Below are 16,956 nucleotides of genomic sequence, written 5' to 3' on the forward strand. Positions count from 1 at the left end.
CATGGCGACCGCGGAGCTGGTTCTGGGCCTGCTGTCCCGCGCTCCGGCGCACGGGTACGACGTCAAGCGGGGCCACGACGCGTGGTTCCCGGACGGACGGCCGCTGGCGTTCGGGCAGGTCTACACGACGCTGGCCCGGCTGGAGCGCGACGGTCTGGTCGAGGTGACCGAGAAAACCTCGGGCGGCGGCCCGGACCGGACCGTCTACGCGATCACCGAGAAGGGCCGCAAGCACCTCGACGACTGGCTCGCCGATCCGGTCCCGCCCGCCTGGGGCACGGCCGACGAGATGATCCGCAAGTTGGTCACCGCGCTGCGTACCGGCGGTGACGCGACCTCGTTCCTGGCCCGGCAACGGGCCGGCCACCTGCGCCGGATCCGCGAACTGCAGGAGCTGCCGCCGGCCTCCGGCGACCCGACGACGAACCTGGTCCGGTCCTACCTCGTCACACATCTCGACGCCGACCTGCGCTGGCTCGACCTCGCGCTGGACCGCCTCACCGACGACAAGGAGTCCAGCTGATGACGCTCACGCCGGCCCTGGAACTCACCGGTCTCGAGTACGCCTACCGCCGTAACGTCGCACTGCGCGGAGTGACCGTCGTGGTCGCACCGGGCGAGGTCGTCGCGGTGACCGGCGCGAGCGGGTGCGGGAAGTCGACCCTGCTGCACTGCGCGGCCGGCATCCTCAAGCCCGACGCCGGGACGGTCCGGGTCACTGGGCAGGACCTGTTCGCGCTGGCCGAGCAGGACCGCTCGGCACTGCGCCGTACGCGGATCGGCATCGTGCTGCAGTTCGGCCAACTGGTGCCCGACCTCTCGCTCGCCGACAACGTGGCGCTGCCCCTGCTGCTCGATGGCGCCAGGCGCGAACCCGCCCGGGCCGCCGCTGTCCAGTGGCTCGACCGGGTCGGCATCGCTGACCACGCGGACGCCGTACCGGCTCAGCTGTCCGGGGGGCAGACCCAGCGGGCCGCTATCGCCCGGGCACTGATCACCGATCCGTCCGTCGTACTGGCGGACGAGCCGACCGGCAGCGTCGACAGCCAGGCCGGACAGGAGCTGCTCAAGGTGCTACTGCAGTCGACGCGGGAGCGCGGCGCAGCGTTGGTGATGGTCACCCACGACAACCTGCTCGCCGCCAGCGCGGACCGCGAGATCCGGCTCCGCGACGGCAGGATCCAGCACGAGGTGACGCTGCGATGAGCCTCCCGCTGAGCACCACCCTCCACCTGGCCAGAACCCGTACGCCGGCCGACCGCAGCCGGGTCAGGCTGGCCACGGCAGCGCTGGCGTTCAGCGGGGCGCTGGTGATCAACGCCGTGGGGGTCGTGCGGATCGGGCCTGGGGACCTCGACAACAGCATCTACAGCAACTACATCGCCGAGACCGGCCTGCGCTCCGGGCTGGCCGCCATCCTGGTCATCCTGGCGTTGCTCTCCGGCGGTCTGGCGTTCCAGGCACTGCGGATCGGCACCGCCGCCCGCGAGCGCCGCCTGGCCGCACTCCGCCTCGCCGGGGCGTCCGAGCGCCAAGTACGCCGCCTGTCGGTCGCTGATGCCAGTCTGGTCGGGCTGGCCGGTGGGCTGCTGGCCGGACCGCTCTACGTGATGCTCACAGCCGTCTTCGCCCAGCTGCCTCGGATGGCCAGGCTGTTCCCGGGCCTGAGCGTCTGGGACGTGCTGGTGTGGTTCGTGATCATCGGCCTGCTCACGCTGGGCGGCGCCGCCATCGGCTACCTGCTGCACCGGGATCTGCCGAGCGCCACCGAGCGACCCGTGGTCGTGCCCGCCCGGCTGCGCGTCGTCGTGGGAGTGGTGCTGCTGCTGGCGGGTCTCGCGTCGGCCCCACTGTTCGGCTACGTGGGATCCGCGGCGACCATCCTCGGCCTGGGGACGGTGTGGTGGAACAGCCTGCCGTGGCTGGGCCGGCGGGCCGGGCAGCGACTGATGCGCTCGGACGACCCGGTCAGTCTCCTGACCGGTGCCCGGTTGGTCGCGGACGCCAGGGCCACGGCCCGGATGGGGTCACTGCTGTTCTGCTGCGGCTTCGTGATCGGCGCCTTGGTCGCCTCCGCGATCGGCGTCACCACCGACCGGCCGGGCTGGAGCGACCGCGAGTTCTACCTCACCGGCTTCGCCCTGAGCATGATCGGCATCCTGCTGATCGCCGTCATCTCGCTGGCCTCGTTCACCGTCGGCGTGGCTGACCAACTGGTCGACCAGCGACGGCAGTTCGCCTCGCTCACCGCGCTCGGGGTCGACGCCGGCCTGCTCCGCCGCGTGATCCGCCGCCAGTTGCTGATCACCGCCGGCCCCACACTGTGTGTCGGACTGGTCGTCGGAGTCTGCATGGGTCTGGCCCGGCTGGTCGGTGGCTTCAACGAGGAGGACGACCCCATCAACACCCTGTACGCCGCACTGGTGCTGCTCGTGCTCGGCTGGGCCGTGGCCTCGGCCGGGGCGGCGCTGGCCGGCTACCTGCTGCGTTACCAGCTACGGGACGCACTCGATCCCGAGAATCTGAGGGCTGCCTGATGAGTACCCTGCAAGTCGCCATCTCCCCGGCGCACCTGCTCGGGATCCCCAACCGGATCACGCTGGTCCGGACCGTGGTGTCGATGCTGGTCGCGACCTTCGCCTTCGCCACCGGCGATCTCAGACTGCTGATCGTCGGCTACGTCGTCTACTGGTTCGGCGACTCCCTCGACGGCGCGGTGGCCCGGATCCGCGACGAGGAGACCGTCGCCGGCGCGGTGTTCGACATCGTCTGCGACCGGGCCTGCTCGTTCCTGCTGGCGGCGGCGTTCATGGCGACGTACCCCGAGACGATCGGGCCGCTGGCGATCTACCTGGTCCAGTTCGGGGTGCTGGACACGATGCTGTCGCTGTCGTTCCTGCTCTGGAAGGAGACGATCAGCCCGAACTACTTCTACAAGGTCGACCAGCTGATCTACCTGTGGAACTGGTCGCGGCCGGCCAAGGCGGTCAACACCGGCGCGGTCGTGATCTCGCTGATCGTCGGGCACCAGCTGCACCTGCCCTGGTTCCCGTACGTCGTCGCCTGTGCGGCTGCCGTGGTCAAGGTCGCCTCGCTCACCCGGCTGGTCGCGATCCTGCGCGGCCGTCGTCCCGCCGTACCGGCGGTGGGCCTGTGACCCCTGCGCACGGTGTCAAGGGCGCCAGGACCCCGGAGGGGTGGGTCCCTGGTTCGTCCCTGGGGTGGTGCTGACGACCGTGACCGGTCTGGTGGCAGCGTCTAGCCTCGGTGGCATGTGGGTGTGGCAGTTGGTGCTGGCGGTCGGCTTCGGAATCGGGTCGGCCGTCGTACCGGTGCTGAACGCCGAGGCGTACGTGCTGGGGGTCGGCGTCTCCGGCGCGCTCGACCCGGTGGTCGCGGCGGTCGGGGTCTCGGTCGGGCAGACGATCGGCAAGGTGGCGATGTTCCTGGCCGTGCGGTACCGGCCGGGCTACACCGCGAAGAAGGGGACGAAGGAACCCAAGGCGGTCGACCTGGACAGCCGCTGGGGACGGTTCGTGCAGTGGAACCGCGATCTGAGCAAGCGGCTGCTGGACGCGCTGAGCGACCGGCGCTGGGGCATCCCGGTGACGTTGCTCAGCGCATCGGTCGGGGTTCCCCCGCTGTACGGCGTGGCGCTGATCGCGGGCGCCAGCCGGATGGGCGTGGTGACGTTCAGCCTGTCCGTGCTGGCCGGGCGGCTGGCGCGCTTCGTGACGCTGGCTCTCGGCGTCGGTCTGTTCTGACGCCGAGAGCCAACGGAGGGACCGCGGCGGACGGGCCGCCGGCAGGATCAGCGGCAGACGAAGTTGACTGCCTGCTTCGGGTCGCCCTGGCCGGTGTAGTGGGCGGTCAGCGGGTAGGCGCAGAGGTTGCGCGTCGCGCCGTCAGCGGTTGCCGCAGGCAACGTCTTCGGCGCCTTGCCCTGCTCGACCCAGCTGACCAGCGCGGCCAGCGGATCGGTCGGCGCCGGCCCGACGCCACCGCCGCAGTGCTGCGCACCCGGCGCGAGGAACAGCCGGTAGAAGCTGTTCACGTCGCCGCCGACCGTGCGCTCGACCCGCTTGCGGTAGTCGACCGTGCCCTGCTGGAAGACCAGCTCGTCGTTGCCGCCGTGCCAGCTGAGCAACTTGCCGCCGGCTCGCTTGAACGCCGACAGGTCGGGGTTGTCGGTGCCGATCACGTGGTTGTACTGGACCCGCGACTGCAGGAACAGCCGCACGAACTCGGCGTACCCGATCGTCTTCGCGTCGTACTGCGGGTTCTGCTGCAGCCAGAACTTGATCCAGCTGTCCGCCACGATGAACGGCGCACCGGTCGAGCCGCCGGCGGCGTCGGCCGAGACCAGACCGCCGAACGGCGCGCCCCGGTTCAGCCCGTACCAGAGACCGCGCGGGCCGTCCCAGATCCGCCGGACCACGCGGGCGTCGGCGGCCGAGATCGTGACCGGCTCACCCTCGCACAGCACGGTCTGGCCGACCAGCGACTCCGGCGCGAAGTCGCACTTGCCGGGCTCGTCGATGACACCGTCGCGGACGCCGTCATCGGTGTCGCACGCGGCGACCGCGGCGGTGTTGAACGCCGCCAGCTCACAGCTGGTCGGGTACGTCTTCTCGGCGTTCATCACGACCGCGGGCCAGGCCGCGGCGACCGACCACCGGTCCCAGTTGATCGCCGGGGACTCCGCGAGGATGCCGTCGAAGTCGCCGGGGTACCGCTGCGCCTCGGAGTAGCCCTGGCGGCCGCCGGTCGAGCAGCCGTTCCAGTAGGTGTACGCCGCCGCGCGGCCGTAGTACGCCTGGGTGACGGCCTTGCCGACCTGGGCCAGCTCGTGCGGCGCGCGATAGGCGAAGTTGGTCAGCAGGGTCTTGTCGACGCTGCCGGCCGACGTGAGCGCCCAGCTGGGGATGATCGGCGACGGGCCGAGGCCGCCGTCCGTAGTGGCGACGGCGTAGCCGTTCTTCACGCCCGCGTAGAGCTTGGTGGTGAAGTCGCCGGCGTAGTACGCGCCACCGCCGACGGCCTGGAACCGGTGGTTCCAGTTCTGCGTGGGCAGCAGGACCTTGATCTTCACGTGGTCGGTGCCGTGGGTCAGCGTCACCGTGACGTCGCAGTGGGCCGGCACCCCCGGCACCGGCTGCGGCGCGGGGAACGGCGGGTCGGCCGGGAAGGTCACGTCGCCGGCCGGCTGATCGGTGGCCACGACGGACTCGATGCGGGCGCCGGCCGGAGCCGGGACCGAGAAGGTGGAGCAGGCCTGCGGCGCGGTCCGGGCGACCGGCTGCGTGGCCGAGCTGGCCGCGACGGGCACCAGCGCCGACAGCGGGACCACCGCTGCCAGGATCATCACAAGTCGTTTCATGCCTCCGATCGAAACAAGACCGCGGGCGGCGAACCAGGGACGATCGATCCCGTGATCCGGACCACATCGCCGATTTCTCGTCACCACACTAAGGGGTTACTCTGATCGTCAGTACCTTCTGCGTCAGACATCCCCGTGGCACCCGAAAGGATCGAGATGGACCGGGCCGTGCTCGCCGACTTCCTCCGGGCTCGCCGTCAGGCGCTGCAGCCCGAGGACGTCGGACTGCCGCGGTCGCGACGGCGCCGCGCCACCGGGCTGCGCCGCGAGGAGGTCGCCACCCTGGCCGGCATGTCCACCGACTACTACTGCCGCATCGAGCAGCAGCGCGGACCGCACCCGTCGGAGAAACTGCTCGCCGCGATCGCGACCGGTCTGCGGCTGTCACAGGCCGAGCGCGACCACCTGTTCCGGATCGCCGGCTACGCCCAGCCGCTGGAGGTCGAGGACCACAGCCGGCTCGCGCCCGGCGTCCGGCGCGTCTTCGAGCAGCTCGACGGATCACCGGCCGAGGTGATCAACCTGCTGACCGAGAAGGTCGTGCAGAACCGGTTGTCGACCGTGCTGTTCGGCGACCAGACCCGGTTCCCCGGGCTGCGGCGGGCGATGGCGTACCGGTGGTTCACCGATCCGGCCGCCGAACGCGCGCCGTTCCCGGTCGAGGACCACGCGCGGCACTCGCGCACGATCGTCGCCCACCTGTTGCTCGCCCACACCCAGAACAGGACCGAACCCCGGCTGGCCGCTTTGATCGGGTCGTTGCTGCACACCAGCCGCGAGTTCGAGGCGTTGTGGCACGAGCACCCGGTGACCGAGACCGATCCCGCACCACTGCTGGTCAACCACGCCGAAGTCGGCGACGTGCACCTGTACCGCGAGACGCTCTACAGCCCCGACCGCTCCCAGCACCTGGTCGTCTACACCACCGACCGAGGCAGCGAGAGCGAGCAGAAGCTGGAGTTCCTCTCGGCCGTGCGCTACGAGCTGATCTGAGGCTCAGGCGGTGAAGGTGCGGCCGGTGAGGCGTTCGTAGGCGTCGACATAGGCCGCGCGGGTGCGCTCGATCACCTCGTCGGACAGCGGCGGCGGAGCCTCGCCGGAGTTGCGGTCCCAACCCGACTCGAACTGCAGCCAGTCCCGCACCAGCTGCTTGTCGTACGACGGCTGCTGCCGGCCCGGCGACCACTGGTCGGCCGGCCAGAACCGGCTGGAGTCGGGCGTGAGCACCTCGTCGGCGAGCACGATCGTGCCGTCAGGGCGGGCCCCGAACTCGAACTTGGTGTCGGCCAGGATGATGCCCCGCTGCTCGGCCATCGCGTGCGCCCGGGCGTAGATCTCGAGAGTCAGGTCGCGCAGCCGGGCGGCCGTCTCGGCGCCCACGGTGGCCACCACCGCGTCGTACGAGACGTTCTCGTCGTGCTCGCCGAACGCGGCCTTGGCCGCGGGGGTGAAGATCGGCTCGTCGAGGCGCGAGCCCTCGACCAGTCCCGCACGCAGCGGGATGCCGCAGACCTCGCCGGTCGCGTTGTAGTCGAGCAGTCCGGAGCCGCTCAGGTAGCCACGGGCGACGCACTCGACCGGGAACATCTCCAGCTTCTCGCACACCACCGCGCGCCCGGCGACCTCGGCCGGGACGTCGGTCGAGACGATGTGGTTCGGCACGCCCAGCTGCTCGAACCACCACAGGCTCATCGCGGTGAGCACCTTGCCCTTGTCCGGGATCGGCGTCTCGAGGATCCAGTCGAACGCGCTGATCCGGTCGGTGGCGACCATCAGCAGGTCACCGGACTCGAGCTCGTACAGGTCCCGCACCTTGCCCGAGTGCAGGTGCTTGGCCCCGGGAATCTCAACCGCCTGCGGAAGTGTGCTCACGGGCCGATTCTTCCATCCGTCTCGGCCCGCTGGCACACCCGCCCGGTCAGCCGGACCGCCGCCGGGCCAGCAGTCCGGCGACCTTTCCGCCGGTCAGCAGCAAACCGTCGCGCACGGCTGCGGCGATCCGGCCGTCGAGCTGGCCGACCCGGCCGACGTTCCGCGAGACCCGGACCAGCTTCGTGGCGACCGGTCGGCGCTCGGCGTCGTACGAGGTCAGTGCGGCCGGGATCGCGGCCGGGCCGGTGACGTGCCGGACGAGCGCAGCGGCGTCCTCCATCGCCGTGCAGGCGCCGCGACCGAGGTTCGGCGTCATCGCGTGCGCGGCGTCGCCCAGCAGGGCGACATTGGCCTGGGCGAAGGGGACCAGCGGCAGCGGCAGGTCGTAGATGTCGTTCTGCAGCACGGCTTCCGGCTTGGTTGCCTCCAGCAACTCAGGGATCGGGTCGTGCCACTGATCGAAGGCCGACCAGACATCGCCCACGGCCCCGGCCGCCCGGTTCTCGGTCGCGTACCAGTAGTAGCGCCCATCGATCAGCCGCGCGAAGCCGAACCGGCGCCCGCGCCCCCAGGTCTCACCGCCGCCGTCCTCGAGCTCCACGTCCGCGATCCCCCGGTACGCCGCGTAGCCCGAGTACCGCGGTCCGGCGTACCGCGGATACAGCGCATCCCGTACGACGCTGCGCAATCCGTCGGCCGCGACCACCAGGTCCGCGCGCAACTCCTCCCCGCCGGCGCGCACGGCCCCGTCCGCGAAGCCGTCGACCGTGACGCCGGTCCGCACGGTCACCCCGGAACCGAACCCGCTGGTGATCAGCTCGTGCAACTGGGCCCGGTGGACCATGACCGGAAGCTCCAGCCCCAGCGCCGACGCCTTGACCACCCACTGCCCGTTCGGCCGCCGCATCCCCGCCGGCGCCGACACGACGGATGCCTTCTCGAGCCCGGTCACGCCGAGCTGTTGCAACGCCTTCACCGCCGACGGCCAGACCGAGATTCCGGCGCCGACCTCACCCAACTGCGGCGCGCGTTCCAGCACGGTCACCTGCCAGCCGGCCCGCCCGAGTCCGAGCGCCGTCGCCACCCCACCGATCCCCGCCCCCACCACGATCGCAGTCCTCATGCTCGTGACTCTACATCTGTAGAGGACGGGTGGGTAGAGTTGGCGCCGTGCCGAAAAGTCCTCCTCGTGGCGACGAGCGCCGCGCCGCGATCGCCGACGCCGCCATCCACCTGGTCGCCACCCGGGGTCTGCGCGGGCTGACCCACCGTGCGGTGGACACCGAGGCGGGCCTGCCGCCCGGCTCCACGTCGTACTACCTGCGGACCCGGGACGCCCTGCTCACCGCCTGCGTCAGCCGGATGCTCGAACGCGACCTGGCCGCTGCGCCGCCGGCCGTGGCCGACGCCGGGGGTTCGAGCGACGAGACCGCCGACTTGCTGAGTGGGATGGTGCTGCAGCTCATCCGGCACCGGGCCGAGGACCAGCTCGCGCGCTACGAGCTCTCCCTGGAAGCGAGCCGACGCCCCGAGGTGCTCGACGCGATCACCCACGGCGGCCGGGTCCTGCGCGAACACCTCGCCGGCATGCTCGCCCCGCTCGGCATCCGCGATCCCGAGCAGGCCGCCTGGCCGTTCGCCGCGATGCTCGACGGACTGCTCTGGGACCGCGTCGCCGGCGCCGGGCGGACGTTGTCCGCGGACGCCTTCGAGACCGCCGTACGCCGGGCCGTCCGCGCGCTGCTCGACGGCTTCCGGACGGACTGATTCCGGCGACAGGCGGCCTCCGGCGAAGCCGTCACTTCGTCTCTGACGCGGAAGTCGGCTACAGGCGATCGGTGAGGGTGACGAAGGTGAAGTAGGCAACGCCGACGACCATGCCGAGGTGACCGAGCAACGACAGGCCGGCGCCCGAGCCCCAGGCGTCGGCGGCCTTCTCCTCGGCGTGCCGGCCGCCGCTCGGCAACCAACGGGCCAGCAGCAACAATCCGATGATCGCCAGCAACCACCAGCCGGCCAGGGCTCCGAGCGCGATCTCCCGGCGAGCGGTGACCAAGGCAACGATCCAGGCCACCAACGTCAGCACGCCGACGATCGTGTGCAGCCGCAGCAGTGCCGAGGAGTATCCCGCGACACCGCTGGAGCGATTCTGCTCACCCGCGCTCTCACCACCGAGCCGGATCCGCGTCAGCAGGACGACAACCGCGCCGAGGGCAGTCAGGAACCAGGTGACGTTCGACCATTCCACGAGGTGTTCCTTACCCCACCGGGACCTGGACCGAACGCACGGCGTGCCGGTCCACCGGATGGACGGTGGACCGGCACGGGCCGTCTCGTCAAACTCCGTTGCTGGTCAGGTCGTAGATGGTGGTGCTGCCGACGGTCTGAGCCTGGAAGTTCTGCTCGACCCACGTGGAGATCTCGCTCGAGGTGCCGCCGCCGCGGCCGCCGAAGCCACCGCCGCCGGATCCGACGAAGTAGTGGATCCGCCCCTCGGCGACCAGTTGCTGGAACTCGGCCAGCGACGGAGCCGGGTCCGTGCCGTTGAAGCCGCCGATCGCCATCACCGGGACTTCCGCGGCGATCTGAAGTGGCGCGGCGCCGTTGGCGGTGACGGCGGCCGCGGCCCAGGTGTAGCTGCTCGCCCCCTGCTGCAGGAGTGCGATCACTTCGCTGGAGACTCCGCTGGTCCCGCCTCCGCCGAGGAATCCACCGGCGCCACCTCCCCGCATCCCGCCGCCTGTCGTCGCCCCCGGTCCGCCGGTTGCGTTGCCGGGTCCGCCCGGTCCGCCGTTCGCCAGACCGGGCGGAGGACCGCCCATGCCGCCTCGTCCTCCGAAGCCCCCCACGCTCGCGGGACCGGCCGTCGGAAGAGCACCGGCATGGGCCGAGTTGATGGTCGACACCGAGTACGCCGCCGGACCGGCCAGGGCAGTCAGCACCAACAGCGTCCCAGCGAACACCCCAGCCCGCCGCATCGCCGTACGCCGCAAAGCGAGCTCCGGCAGCAGCATCACGGCGCCTGCGGCCGCCACCCCGAGGACCAGCACGGTCCAGCGCAACCACGGCAGATAGCCCGTCGCGGACGTCAGCAGCTTGAAGCTCCACCCGGCGGTCAGCAAGATGCCACCGGCGAGCACCACCCGTGGCAACCACTCGGCTCGCCGCCGCCACAGCACCGTCGCGGCCGCGCCGATGAGTGCCGCGATCGCCGGCGCCAGCGCCACCATGTAGTAGCTGTGGATGATTCCCTGCATGTAACTGAAGACGAGCCCGGTGACCACGAGCCACCCGCCCCACAGGATCGCGAACGCGCGGGTCCGGTCGGTCCGCGCAGAACGACCTGCCGCCACCACCAGCACCACCGTCGCGATCAATGCCGCAGGCAACAACCACGCGATCTGCCCGGCGAACTCCGCACCGAACAACCGCTGCACCCCGGTCGCGCCACCCCAGCCAGGATTGCCGGTCCCGCCACCGACCGACCCGGCTTCGTTGCCGGTCAATCGCCCGAGACCGTTGTAGCCCAGCGTCAGTTCGAGAATGCTGTTCGTCTGCGACCCACCGACGTACGGGCGCGCCGAGGCCGGCAGCAGCTCGACGATCGCGATCCACCAGCCGGCGCCGACGATCATCGTGCCGAGGGCGATCAGGCTGTGGACGACCCGCTTCCCGAGCGCGGGCCGGCCGGCGATCAGGTACGCCAGCCCGAACGCCGGCAGCACCAGGAACGCCTGCAGCATCTTCGTCAGGAACCCGAACCCGACCAGCAGGCCCGCCAGCGCCATCCACCGCCACGCGAACCGCTCCGAGTCGATCGCCCGCGTCACGGCCCAGGCCGCGGCGACCAGCAGCAGCACCAGCAGCGCGTCCGGGTTGTTGAACCGGAACATCAGCACCGCCACCGGCGTCAGCGCGAGGATCCCGCCCGCCAGCAACGCCGCCGGAGCGGAGAACCACCGCCGGACCGAGACGTAGACGAACCCGACGCTCGCGACGCCCATCAACGCCTGCGGGACCAGCATGCTCCAGACGCCGAAGCCGAAGATCCGCCCGGACAGCCCCATCACCCACAACGAGGCCGGCGTCTTGTCCACCGTGATGAAGCTCGCCGCGTCGAACGACCCGAAGAACCAGGCCTTCCAGCTCGTCGATCCCGCCTGCACGGCGGCCGCGTAGTACTCGTTGGCGTAGCCGTTCTTCGACAACCCCCACAGATAGGCGATCGCGGTCAGGACCAGGAGTCCGCCGTACAGGGCGTTGTCCCGGCTGATCCGGTACGACGTGGCGACCGCGCGAGGTCTGGCAACGGGTTCGGTCAGGGTGCTCATCAGTGGCTCCGGGTCCGGTCGAGAACCGCTGGGGGTTCGAAGGTCGGCAGAGTGGGCGCCTCGTCGTCGAAGACCCAGCTTTGGAAGAGGCTGAACCGGACCACCGTCGCGGCCAGGTTGGCGATCGTCAGCACGGTGACCTCGACCGCCGTCGCCGGTACGGCGACCGCCGTGTGCAGCAGCCACAGCGACGATGCGGTCAGGCTCCAGCCGATGAAGAAGGTGACGAGGCCGCGCAGCTGATGCCGGCCCCGGTTCTGGATGCCGCGGACCCCGAAGGTGATGCGGCGGTTCAGCGCGGTGTTGCCGATCGCCGTCACCAGCAGGGCCAGTACGTTGGCGACCTGCGCCGGCATCGTCTGCCGCAGCAGCAGGTACAGCAAGGCATAGGCGATCGTGCTGAGTACGCCGACGCCCGCGAACCGCAGCACCCGCGCGGCGAGCGCCGTCCGGGGATCGGCGACGGCCGGACGCCCGAAGGCTCTCCGCACCGGATCCAGCGGGAGCCGTCCGAGCGTGCGGTGCAACCGGGCGATGCCGCGCAGGTCGTCGGCGACCGTCCGGGCGATCGCGACCCGCGAGTCGAGATCGTCGATCCAGTCGACCGGGACCTCGTGGATCCGCAGGCCGGACCGTTCGGCGAGCACCAGCAGCTCGGTGTCGAAGAACCAGCTGATGTCCTCGATCAGCGGCAGCAACGCCTCGGCCACGTCGCGCCGGATCGCCTTGAAGCCGCACTGCGCGTCCGAGAACCGCGTTCCAAGTGTTGCCTTGAGCAACAGGTTGTAACCGCGCGAGATGATCTCCCGCTTCGGCCGCCGGACCACTCGCGACCCGCGCGCCAGCCTGGTGCCGATCGCGACGTCGCTGTGGCCGGCCAGCAGCGGGGCGACCAGCGGGAGCAGGGCGTTCAGGTTCGTCGACAGGTCCACGTCCATGTACGCCAGGACTTCGGCCGTACTGCCGGACCAGACCTGTTTCAGCGCCCGGCCACGTCCCGGTTGCTCGATCCGCACGATCCGGACGCCGGACAGCTCCGCGCTGAGCAGCGATCCGATCTCGAAGGTGGCGTCGGTGCTTCCGTTGTCGGCGATGCAGACCTCGGCCGGAAACGGGAAGGCGGTGTCCAGGAAGTCCCGGAGCCGCCGGATGTTCGGGCCGAGGTCGTACTCCTCATTGCGAACGGGTACGACGATCTCGACCCGAGGATGACCTGAGTTCTGCATGCCACCCAGGCTGTCGGGCCAACCTGGGCCGGTCCCTGCACGGGGCTGGGAGTTGCCTGGGAATCAGGCCGTACGACGAAGCCAGAGCAGGCCGAGGATCGGCAGCACCAGCGGGACGAAGCCGTAGCCCTGACCGAAGTGCGACCAGACCGTCGCGTCCGGGAAGTCCTCCGGTACGGCGTAGCTGAACGCGCCGATGCCGACGACCCCGATCAGCTCGACGACGATCGCGACCGTCGCCACCCGCCGGGACAGGTTGGTTGCCTTGGCCAACGCGAAGGTCGCCAGGCAGTAGATGACCGCGGCAACGGCCGAGAGCAGGTACGCGATCGGAGCCCGGTCGAACTGGGTGGCGATCTGCACCGCGGCCCGCGCGGTCGCGGCGAGCGCGAAGACGCCGTACACCAGAATCAGGATGCGTCCCGGGCCGTGCCGCGTGGCGGCAGCCTCAGTCATCTCAGGCGACCCAGATCTCGTGCATCCGCAGCTCGAGCACCGGGATCACCAGACACGCGACGGCCAGCGCACCCGCGCCCCACCGGCTGCTCTCCGCCAACGCCCACAGGGCGCCGAGCGGCAGCACCAGCAGCGCGCCGATCAGGTAGCCGACGAAAAACGGTCCGGAGACGTCTCGCGAGGTCCCGGTCAGCTGCACGATCCCCACGACCAGCTGGGCGAGCAGTCCGACCTCGATCACGCCCAGTACGCCGAGCAGGGTCCAGTTGATCCGGCGGTCCAAAGCCGCCAGCACGATCGCGAACACCATCGCGACCAGCGACAGCCCGACAAGCGTCCAGGTGAGCGGTTGGTACACGAGCTAGAGGATGTCACCAGGCGCGTACGTCGCCGCGTCGGGGTAGCGCTTGGCGAGCTGGTCGATCTTGCCGACGACCGCGTTGACCTGCGCGACGGCCGCACCGGTGAAGCTGAGCGGCTCGCCGACGATGCCGACGATCTGCTCCTCGGTCAGGCCGAGCCGGCCGTCGGCGCCGAGGCGGTGGAACAGATCGTTGGCGGCCAGACCCTTGCGCAGGTCCAGCGCAGTCGCGACGGCGTGCTCCTTGATCACCTCGTGCGCGGTCTCCCGGCCGACGCCGTTCTTGACCGCGGCCATCAGAATCTTGGTGCTGGTCAGGAACGGCAGGTACCGCTCCAGCTCGCGGTCGACCACCGCCGGATACACCCCGAACTCGGCCAGCACGGTCAGGAACGTCTCGAACAACCCGTCCAGCGCGAAGAACGCGTCCGGCAGCGCGACCCGGCGTACCACGGAGCAGAAGACGTCGCCCTCGTTCCACTGGTTGCCGGCCAGCTCACCGGCCATCGACGCGTAGCCGCGCAGGATCACCGCGAGGCCGTTGACCCGCTCGCAGGACCGGGTGTTCATCTTGTGCGGCATCGCCGACGAGCCGACCTGGCCCTCCTTGAAGCCCTCGGTGACCAGCTCGTGCCCGGCCATCAGCCGGATCGTGGTCGCCAGGCTCGACGGGCCTGCCGCCAGCTGGACCAGCGCGGAGACGACCTCGTAGTCGAGCGACCGCGGGTAGACCTGGCCGACGCTGGTCAGCGTCCGGCGGAAGCCGAGGTGCTGGGCGACCTCCGACTCCAGGCCCGCGAGCATCTTGTCCTGCCCGCCGAAGAGGTCGAGCATGTCCTGCGACGTACCGACGGGGCCCTTGATGCCGCGCAGCGGGTAGCGGTCGATCAGCTCTTCCAGCCGGGCGATCGCGACCAGCAGCTCGTCGGCGGCCGAGGCGAACCGCTTGCCCAGCGTGGTCGCCTGCGCGGCGACGTTGTGCGAGCGGCCGGTCATCACCAGCGCGGCGTGCTCGGCGGCCTTCTGGCCGAGCTGCACCGCCGTCGCGACGGCGCGATCGCGGACCAGCTCCAGCCCGGCCCGGATCTGCAGCTGCTCGACGTTCTCGGTCAGGTCCCGGCTCGTCATGCCCTTGTGGATGTGCTCGTGCCCGGCGAGCGCGTTGAACTCCTCGATCCGCGCCTTCACGTCGTGCCGGGTCACCCGCTCCCGAGCCGCGATCGACTCCAGGTCGACCTGGTCCAGGACCCGCTGGTAGTCCTCGATGACGCCGTCCGGCACGTCCACGCCGAAGTCCTTCTGCGCGCTCAGCACCGCCAGCCACAACTGCCGCTCGAGCACGATCTTGTGCTCCGGTGACCACAGCTGGGCCATCGACAAGCTGGCGTAGCGCGACGCGAGAACGTTCGGGATCCGGGGCTTGCTGGAGTTCGGCACGCTGCCATTCTCCCTGGTCGGGCCCAGGTGCCGGGGTGGACCCCCACCACTCACCAAGTGACGCCCACCACCGATCAGGTCCTGGGCACCGACCGGCACTCAGCGTGAGAGCGGCCGTCCGGAAGGTGATCGCGGAGGTTGGTCGGTGGTGGGCGTCGGCTTGGTGAGTGGTGGGCGTCCACTCCCGGGCTGGGAGTCGTTCCCCGGCCGTTCACACCACGGCGGAAAGTCGTTGCGGCGACAGTGATCCGCTGGCCCGGCCCGCTCGCACGGCGGCCGACCCGAGGAGAAACCATGCAGGACCCGAGCGTCACCCCCGCCACACCGTGGACGCCCAGCCGGCGGCGTTTGCTGTGGTCCGGAGCCCTCGGCGCCGCCGCGCTCACGACGCTGTCGCCCGGCCCCGCCTCGGCGAGCACAACCGGTGCCGCGGCCGGGCACGGCCCGGTGCGTGGACCCTTCACCTTGGGCGTGGCGTCCGGTGATCCGCTGCCCGACCGGGTGGTGCTCTGGACCCGGCTCGCCCCGGAGCCGCTGGCCGAGGACGGCTCCGGCGGCATGCCGAACCGTCCGGTCCCGGTCCACTGGGAGATGTCCGAGGACGAGACGTTCCGCCGCGTCGTCGCCCGCGGCATGGAGCTGGCCCGCCCGGAGGAGGCCCACTCCGTCCACGTCGACGCCTCGGGACTCCAGCCGCGGACAACGTACTTCTACCGCTTCCGCGCCGGCGCCGAGCTGAGCCCGGTCGGCCGAACCAAGACCGCGCCTCGGCCGACGGACCGGCTGGACCGGTTCTCCTTCGCGTTCGCGAGCTGCCAGAACTACCCGGCCGGCTTCTACACGGCGTACCGGCATCTGGCGGCGGAAGACCTGGACCTGGTCGCGTTTCTCGGCGACTACCTCTACACCGGCGACGGTCAGGGCACGATCGGCCGCGGGTACGTGCCGGTCCGCGAGGTCCAGACGCTGCCCGACTACCGGGTCCGGCTGGCTCAGGTGAAGAGCGACGCCGATCTGCAGGCGGCGCACGCGGCGTTCCCGTGGCTGATGACGTTCGACGACCACGAGATCGCCAACAACTGGGCCGGTACCGACGTGGACCCGAACGTGCCGGTCGAGCAGTTCCTGGCCCGTCGCGCGGCCGGCTTCCAGGCGTACTACGAGCACATGCCCGTACGCCGTGCGCAGCGTCCGAGCGGACCCGACATCCAGTTCTACCGGCGGCTGACGTTCGGGGACCTGGTCGACTTCTACCTGCTGGACACCCGGCAGTACCGCAGCGACCAGGTCGGCCCGGCCCGCCGGTACGAGCCGGGCCGGACGATGCTCGGCGACGTCCAGGAGAAGTGGCTGACCGACGCCCTCGCCGGACCGACCGCGCGCTGGAACGTGCTGGCCCAGCAGGTGGTGTTCTCCCAGCGCGACTTCACCGTCGGTCCCGAGCAAGGCTTCAACGACGACTCGTGGGACAACTACCCGATCGCGCGCGACCGGCTGCGGGACCAGCTCGTCCACGCGGGCAATCCGGTGGTGCTGACCGGCGACGTGCACATGAACTACGTCTCGAACATCACCGCGGACTTCGACGACCCGGCCGCCGCGGTGGTCGGCACCGAGCTGGTCGGGACGTCGATCAGCTCGGGCGGCGACAGCGATCCCAACGCCGCCGGTGACGCCCGGCAGCTGGCCGAGAACCCGCATCTGAAGTTCATCAACCGCGAGCGCGGGTACGTCCGCAACGTCGTCACGCCGGCCGGGTGGACCGTGGACTTCCGGATCGTGGACTACGTGTCACGGCCCGGCGCTCCTGTGAGGACGCGGGCGAGCTTCCAGATCGACGACGGCCGCCCGGGAGCCCGCCGGGTCTGAGCAGACCCGGCGCTATCCGGGACC

At 70.7% G+C, this 16,956-nt stretch carries 17 protein-coding genes; 8 read left to right on the forward strand and 9 right to left on the reverse strand.

Annotated features, from left to right (window positions below):
- Position 1 precedes the first annotated feature (1 nt).
- The 5 genes from ACQPXM_RS38840 to ACQPXM_RS38860 all read left to right on the forward strand — a co-directional run bounded on the left by ACQPXM_RS38840 (position 2) and on the right by ACQPXM_RS38860 (position 3,764).
- Positions 2-523, forward strand: coding sequence for a PadR family transcriptional regulator (locus ACQPXM_RS38840; protein WP_077018741.1), 522 nt, complete (start codon positions 2-4; stop codon positions 521-523).
- Positions 523-1,206 (forward strand): ABC transporter ATP-binding protein, encoded by a 684-nt coding sequence (locus ACQPXM_RS38845; protein WP_432942978.1) that lies wholly within the window; start codon positions 523-525, stop codon positions 1,204-1,206. The genes ACQPXM_RS38840 and ACQPXM_RS38845 overlap by 1 nt, the downstream gene beginning before the upstream one ends.
- Positions 1,203-2,537, forward strand: a complete 1,335-nt coding sequence (locus ACQPXM_RS38850) for an FtsX-like permease family protein (protein ID WP_432942979.1) — start codon at positions 1,203-1,205, stop codon at positions 2,535-2,537. Before ACQPXM_RS38845 ends, ACQPXM_RS38850 begins: the two co-directional genes overlap by 4 nt.
- Complete coding sequence (locus ACQPXM_RS38855; RefSeq protein WP_432942980.1) at positions 2,537-3,157, forward strand: CDP-alcohol phosphatidyltransferase family protein; 621 nt, start codon at positions 2,537-2,539, stop codon at positions 3,155-3,157. The genes ACQPXM_RS38850 and ACQPXM_RS38855 overlap by 1 nt, the downstream gene beginning before the upstream one ends.
- A 115-nt stretch (positions 3,158-3,272) precedes the next feature.
- Positions 3,273-3,764, forward strand: coding sequence for a hypothetical protein (locus tag ACQPXM_RS38860; protein WP_432942981.1), 492 nt, complete (start codon positions 3,273-3,275; stop codon positions 3,762-3,764).
- A 47-nt stretch (positions 3,765-3,811) separates the two neighbouring features.
- On the opposite strand, the gene ACQPXM_RS38865 is transcribed toward ACQPXM_RS38860, so the two are convergent.
- Positions 3,812-5,380, reverse strand: a complete 1,569-nt coding sequence (locus ACQPXM_RS38865; RefSeq protein ID WP_432942982.1) for a tannase/feruloyl esterase family alpha/beta hydrolase — start codon at positions 5,378-5,380, stop codon at positions 3,812-3,814.
- A gap of 156 nt (positions 5,381-5,536) precedes the next feature.
- Between ACQPXM_RS38865 and ACQPXM_RS38870 the strand changes: the two genes are divergently transcribed.
- Positions 5,537-6,373 carry a helix-turn-helix transcriptional regulator gene (locus ACQPXM_RS38870; protein ID WP_432942983.1) on the forward strand — a complete coding sequence of 279 codons (837 nt, stop codon included), beginning with the start codon at positions 5,537-5,539 and terminating at the stop codon, positions 6,371-6,373.
- Positions 6,374-6,376: 3 nt separating this feature from the next.
- Here the strand turns inward: ACQPXM_RS38870 and ACQPXM_RS38875 are convergent, their stop codons facing one another.
- The gene (locus ACQPXM_RS38875; protein WP_432942984.1) at positions 6,377-7,252 is read right to left on the reverse strand and encodes a phosphoribosylaminoimidazolesuccinocarboxamide synthase; all 876 of its coding nucleotides are present in this window, start codon (positions 7,250-7,252) and stop codon (positions 6,377-6,379) included.
- A 46-nt stretch (positions 7,253-7,298) separates the two neighbouring features.
- The gene (locus ACQPXM_RS38880) at positions 7,299-8,375 is read right to left on the reverse strand and encodes an FAD-dependent monooxygenase (protein WP_432942985.1); all 1,077 of its coding nucleotides are present in this window, start codon (positions 8,373-8,375) and stop codon (positions 7,299-7,301) included.
- Between the two features lie 47 nt (positions 8,376-8,422).
- Between ACQPXM_RS38880 and ACQPXM_RS38885 the strand changes: the two genes are divergently transcribed.
- Positions 8,423-9,019, forward strand: a complete 597-nt coding sequence (locus ACQPXM_RS38885) for a TetR/AcrR family transcriptional regulator (protein ID WP_432942986.1) — start codon at positions 8,423-8,425, stop codon at positions 9,017-9,019.
- Between the two features lie 58 nt (positions 9,020-9,077).
- Here the strand turns inward: ACQPXM_RS38885 and ACQPXM_RS38890 are convergent, their stop codons facing one another.
- The 6 genes from ACQPXM_RS38890 to purB form a co-directional block, all read right to left on the reverse strand.
- On the reverse strand, positions 9,078-9,500 hold the full coding sequence (locus ACQPXM_RS38890; protein WP_432942987.1) for a hypothetical protein: 423 nt from the start codon (positions 9,498-9,500) through the stop codon (positions 9,078-9,080).
- Between the two features lie 88 nt (positions 9,501-9,588).
- Positions 9,589-11,583, reverse strand: coding sequence for an ArnT family glycosyltransferase (locus ACQPXM_RS38895; RefSeq protein WP_432942988.1), 1,995 nt, complete (start codon positions 11,581-11,583; stop codon positions 9,589-9,591).
- Positions 11,583-12,809, reverse strand: a complete 1,227-nt coding sequence (locus tag ACQPXM_RS38900; protein ID WP_432942989.1) for a glycosyltransferase — start codon at positions 12,807-12,809, stop codon at positions 11,583-11,585. The genes ACQPXM_RS38895 and ACQPXM_RS38900 overlap by 1 nt, the downstream gene beginning before the upstream one ends.
- Positions 12,810-12,872: 63 nt before the next feature.
- The gene (locus ACQPXM_RS38905; RefSeq protein ID WP_432942990.1) at positions 12,873-13,265 is read right to left on the reverse strand and encodes a hypothetical protein; all 393 of its coding nucleotides are present in this window, start codon (positions 13,263-13,265) and stop codon (positions 12,873-12,875) included.
- A 1-nt stretch (position 13,266) separates the two neighbouring features.
- A complete protein-coding gene (locus ACQPXM_RS38910) occupies positions 13,267-13,623 on the reverse strand; it encodes a hypothetical protein (protein ID WP_432942991.1) in 357 nt (118 codons plus the stop codon).
- Positions 13,624-13,626: 3 nt separating this feature from the next.
- Positions 13,627-15,063, reverse strand: a complete 1,437-nt coding sequence (gene purB, locus ACQPXM_RS38915) for an adenylosuccinate lyase (RefSeq protein WP_432942992.1) — start codon at positions 15,061-15,063, stop codon at positions 13,627-13,629.
- Between the two features lie 294 nt (positions 15,064-15,357).
- On the opposite strand from purB, the gene ACQPXM_RS38920 reads away from it, so the two are divergent.
- On the forward strand, positions 15,358-16,932 hold the full coding sequence (locus ACQPXM_RS38920) for an alkaline phosphatase D family protein (protein WP_432942993.1): 1,575 nt from the start codon (positions 15,358-15,360) through the stop codon (positions 16,930-16,932).
- Positions 16,933-16,956 lie beyond the last annotated feature (24 nt).

Source organism: Kribbella sp. CA-253562 (genome assembly GCF_050942265.1).
Taxonomy (GTDB): domain Bacteria; phylum Actinomycetota; class Actinomycetes; order Propionibacteriales; family Kribbellaceae; genus Kribbella.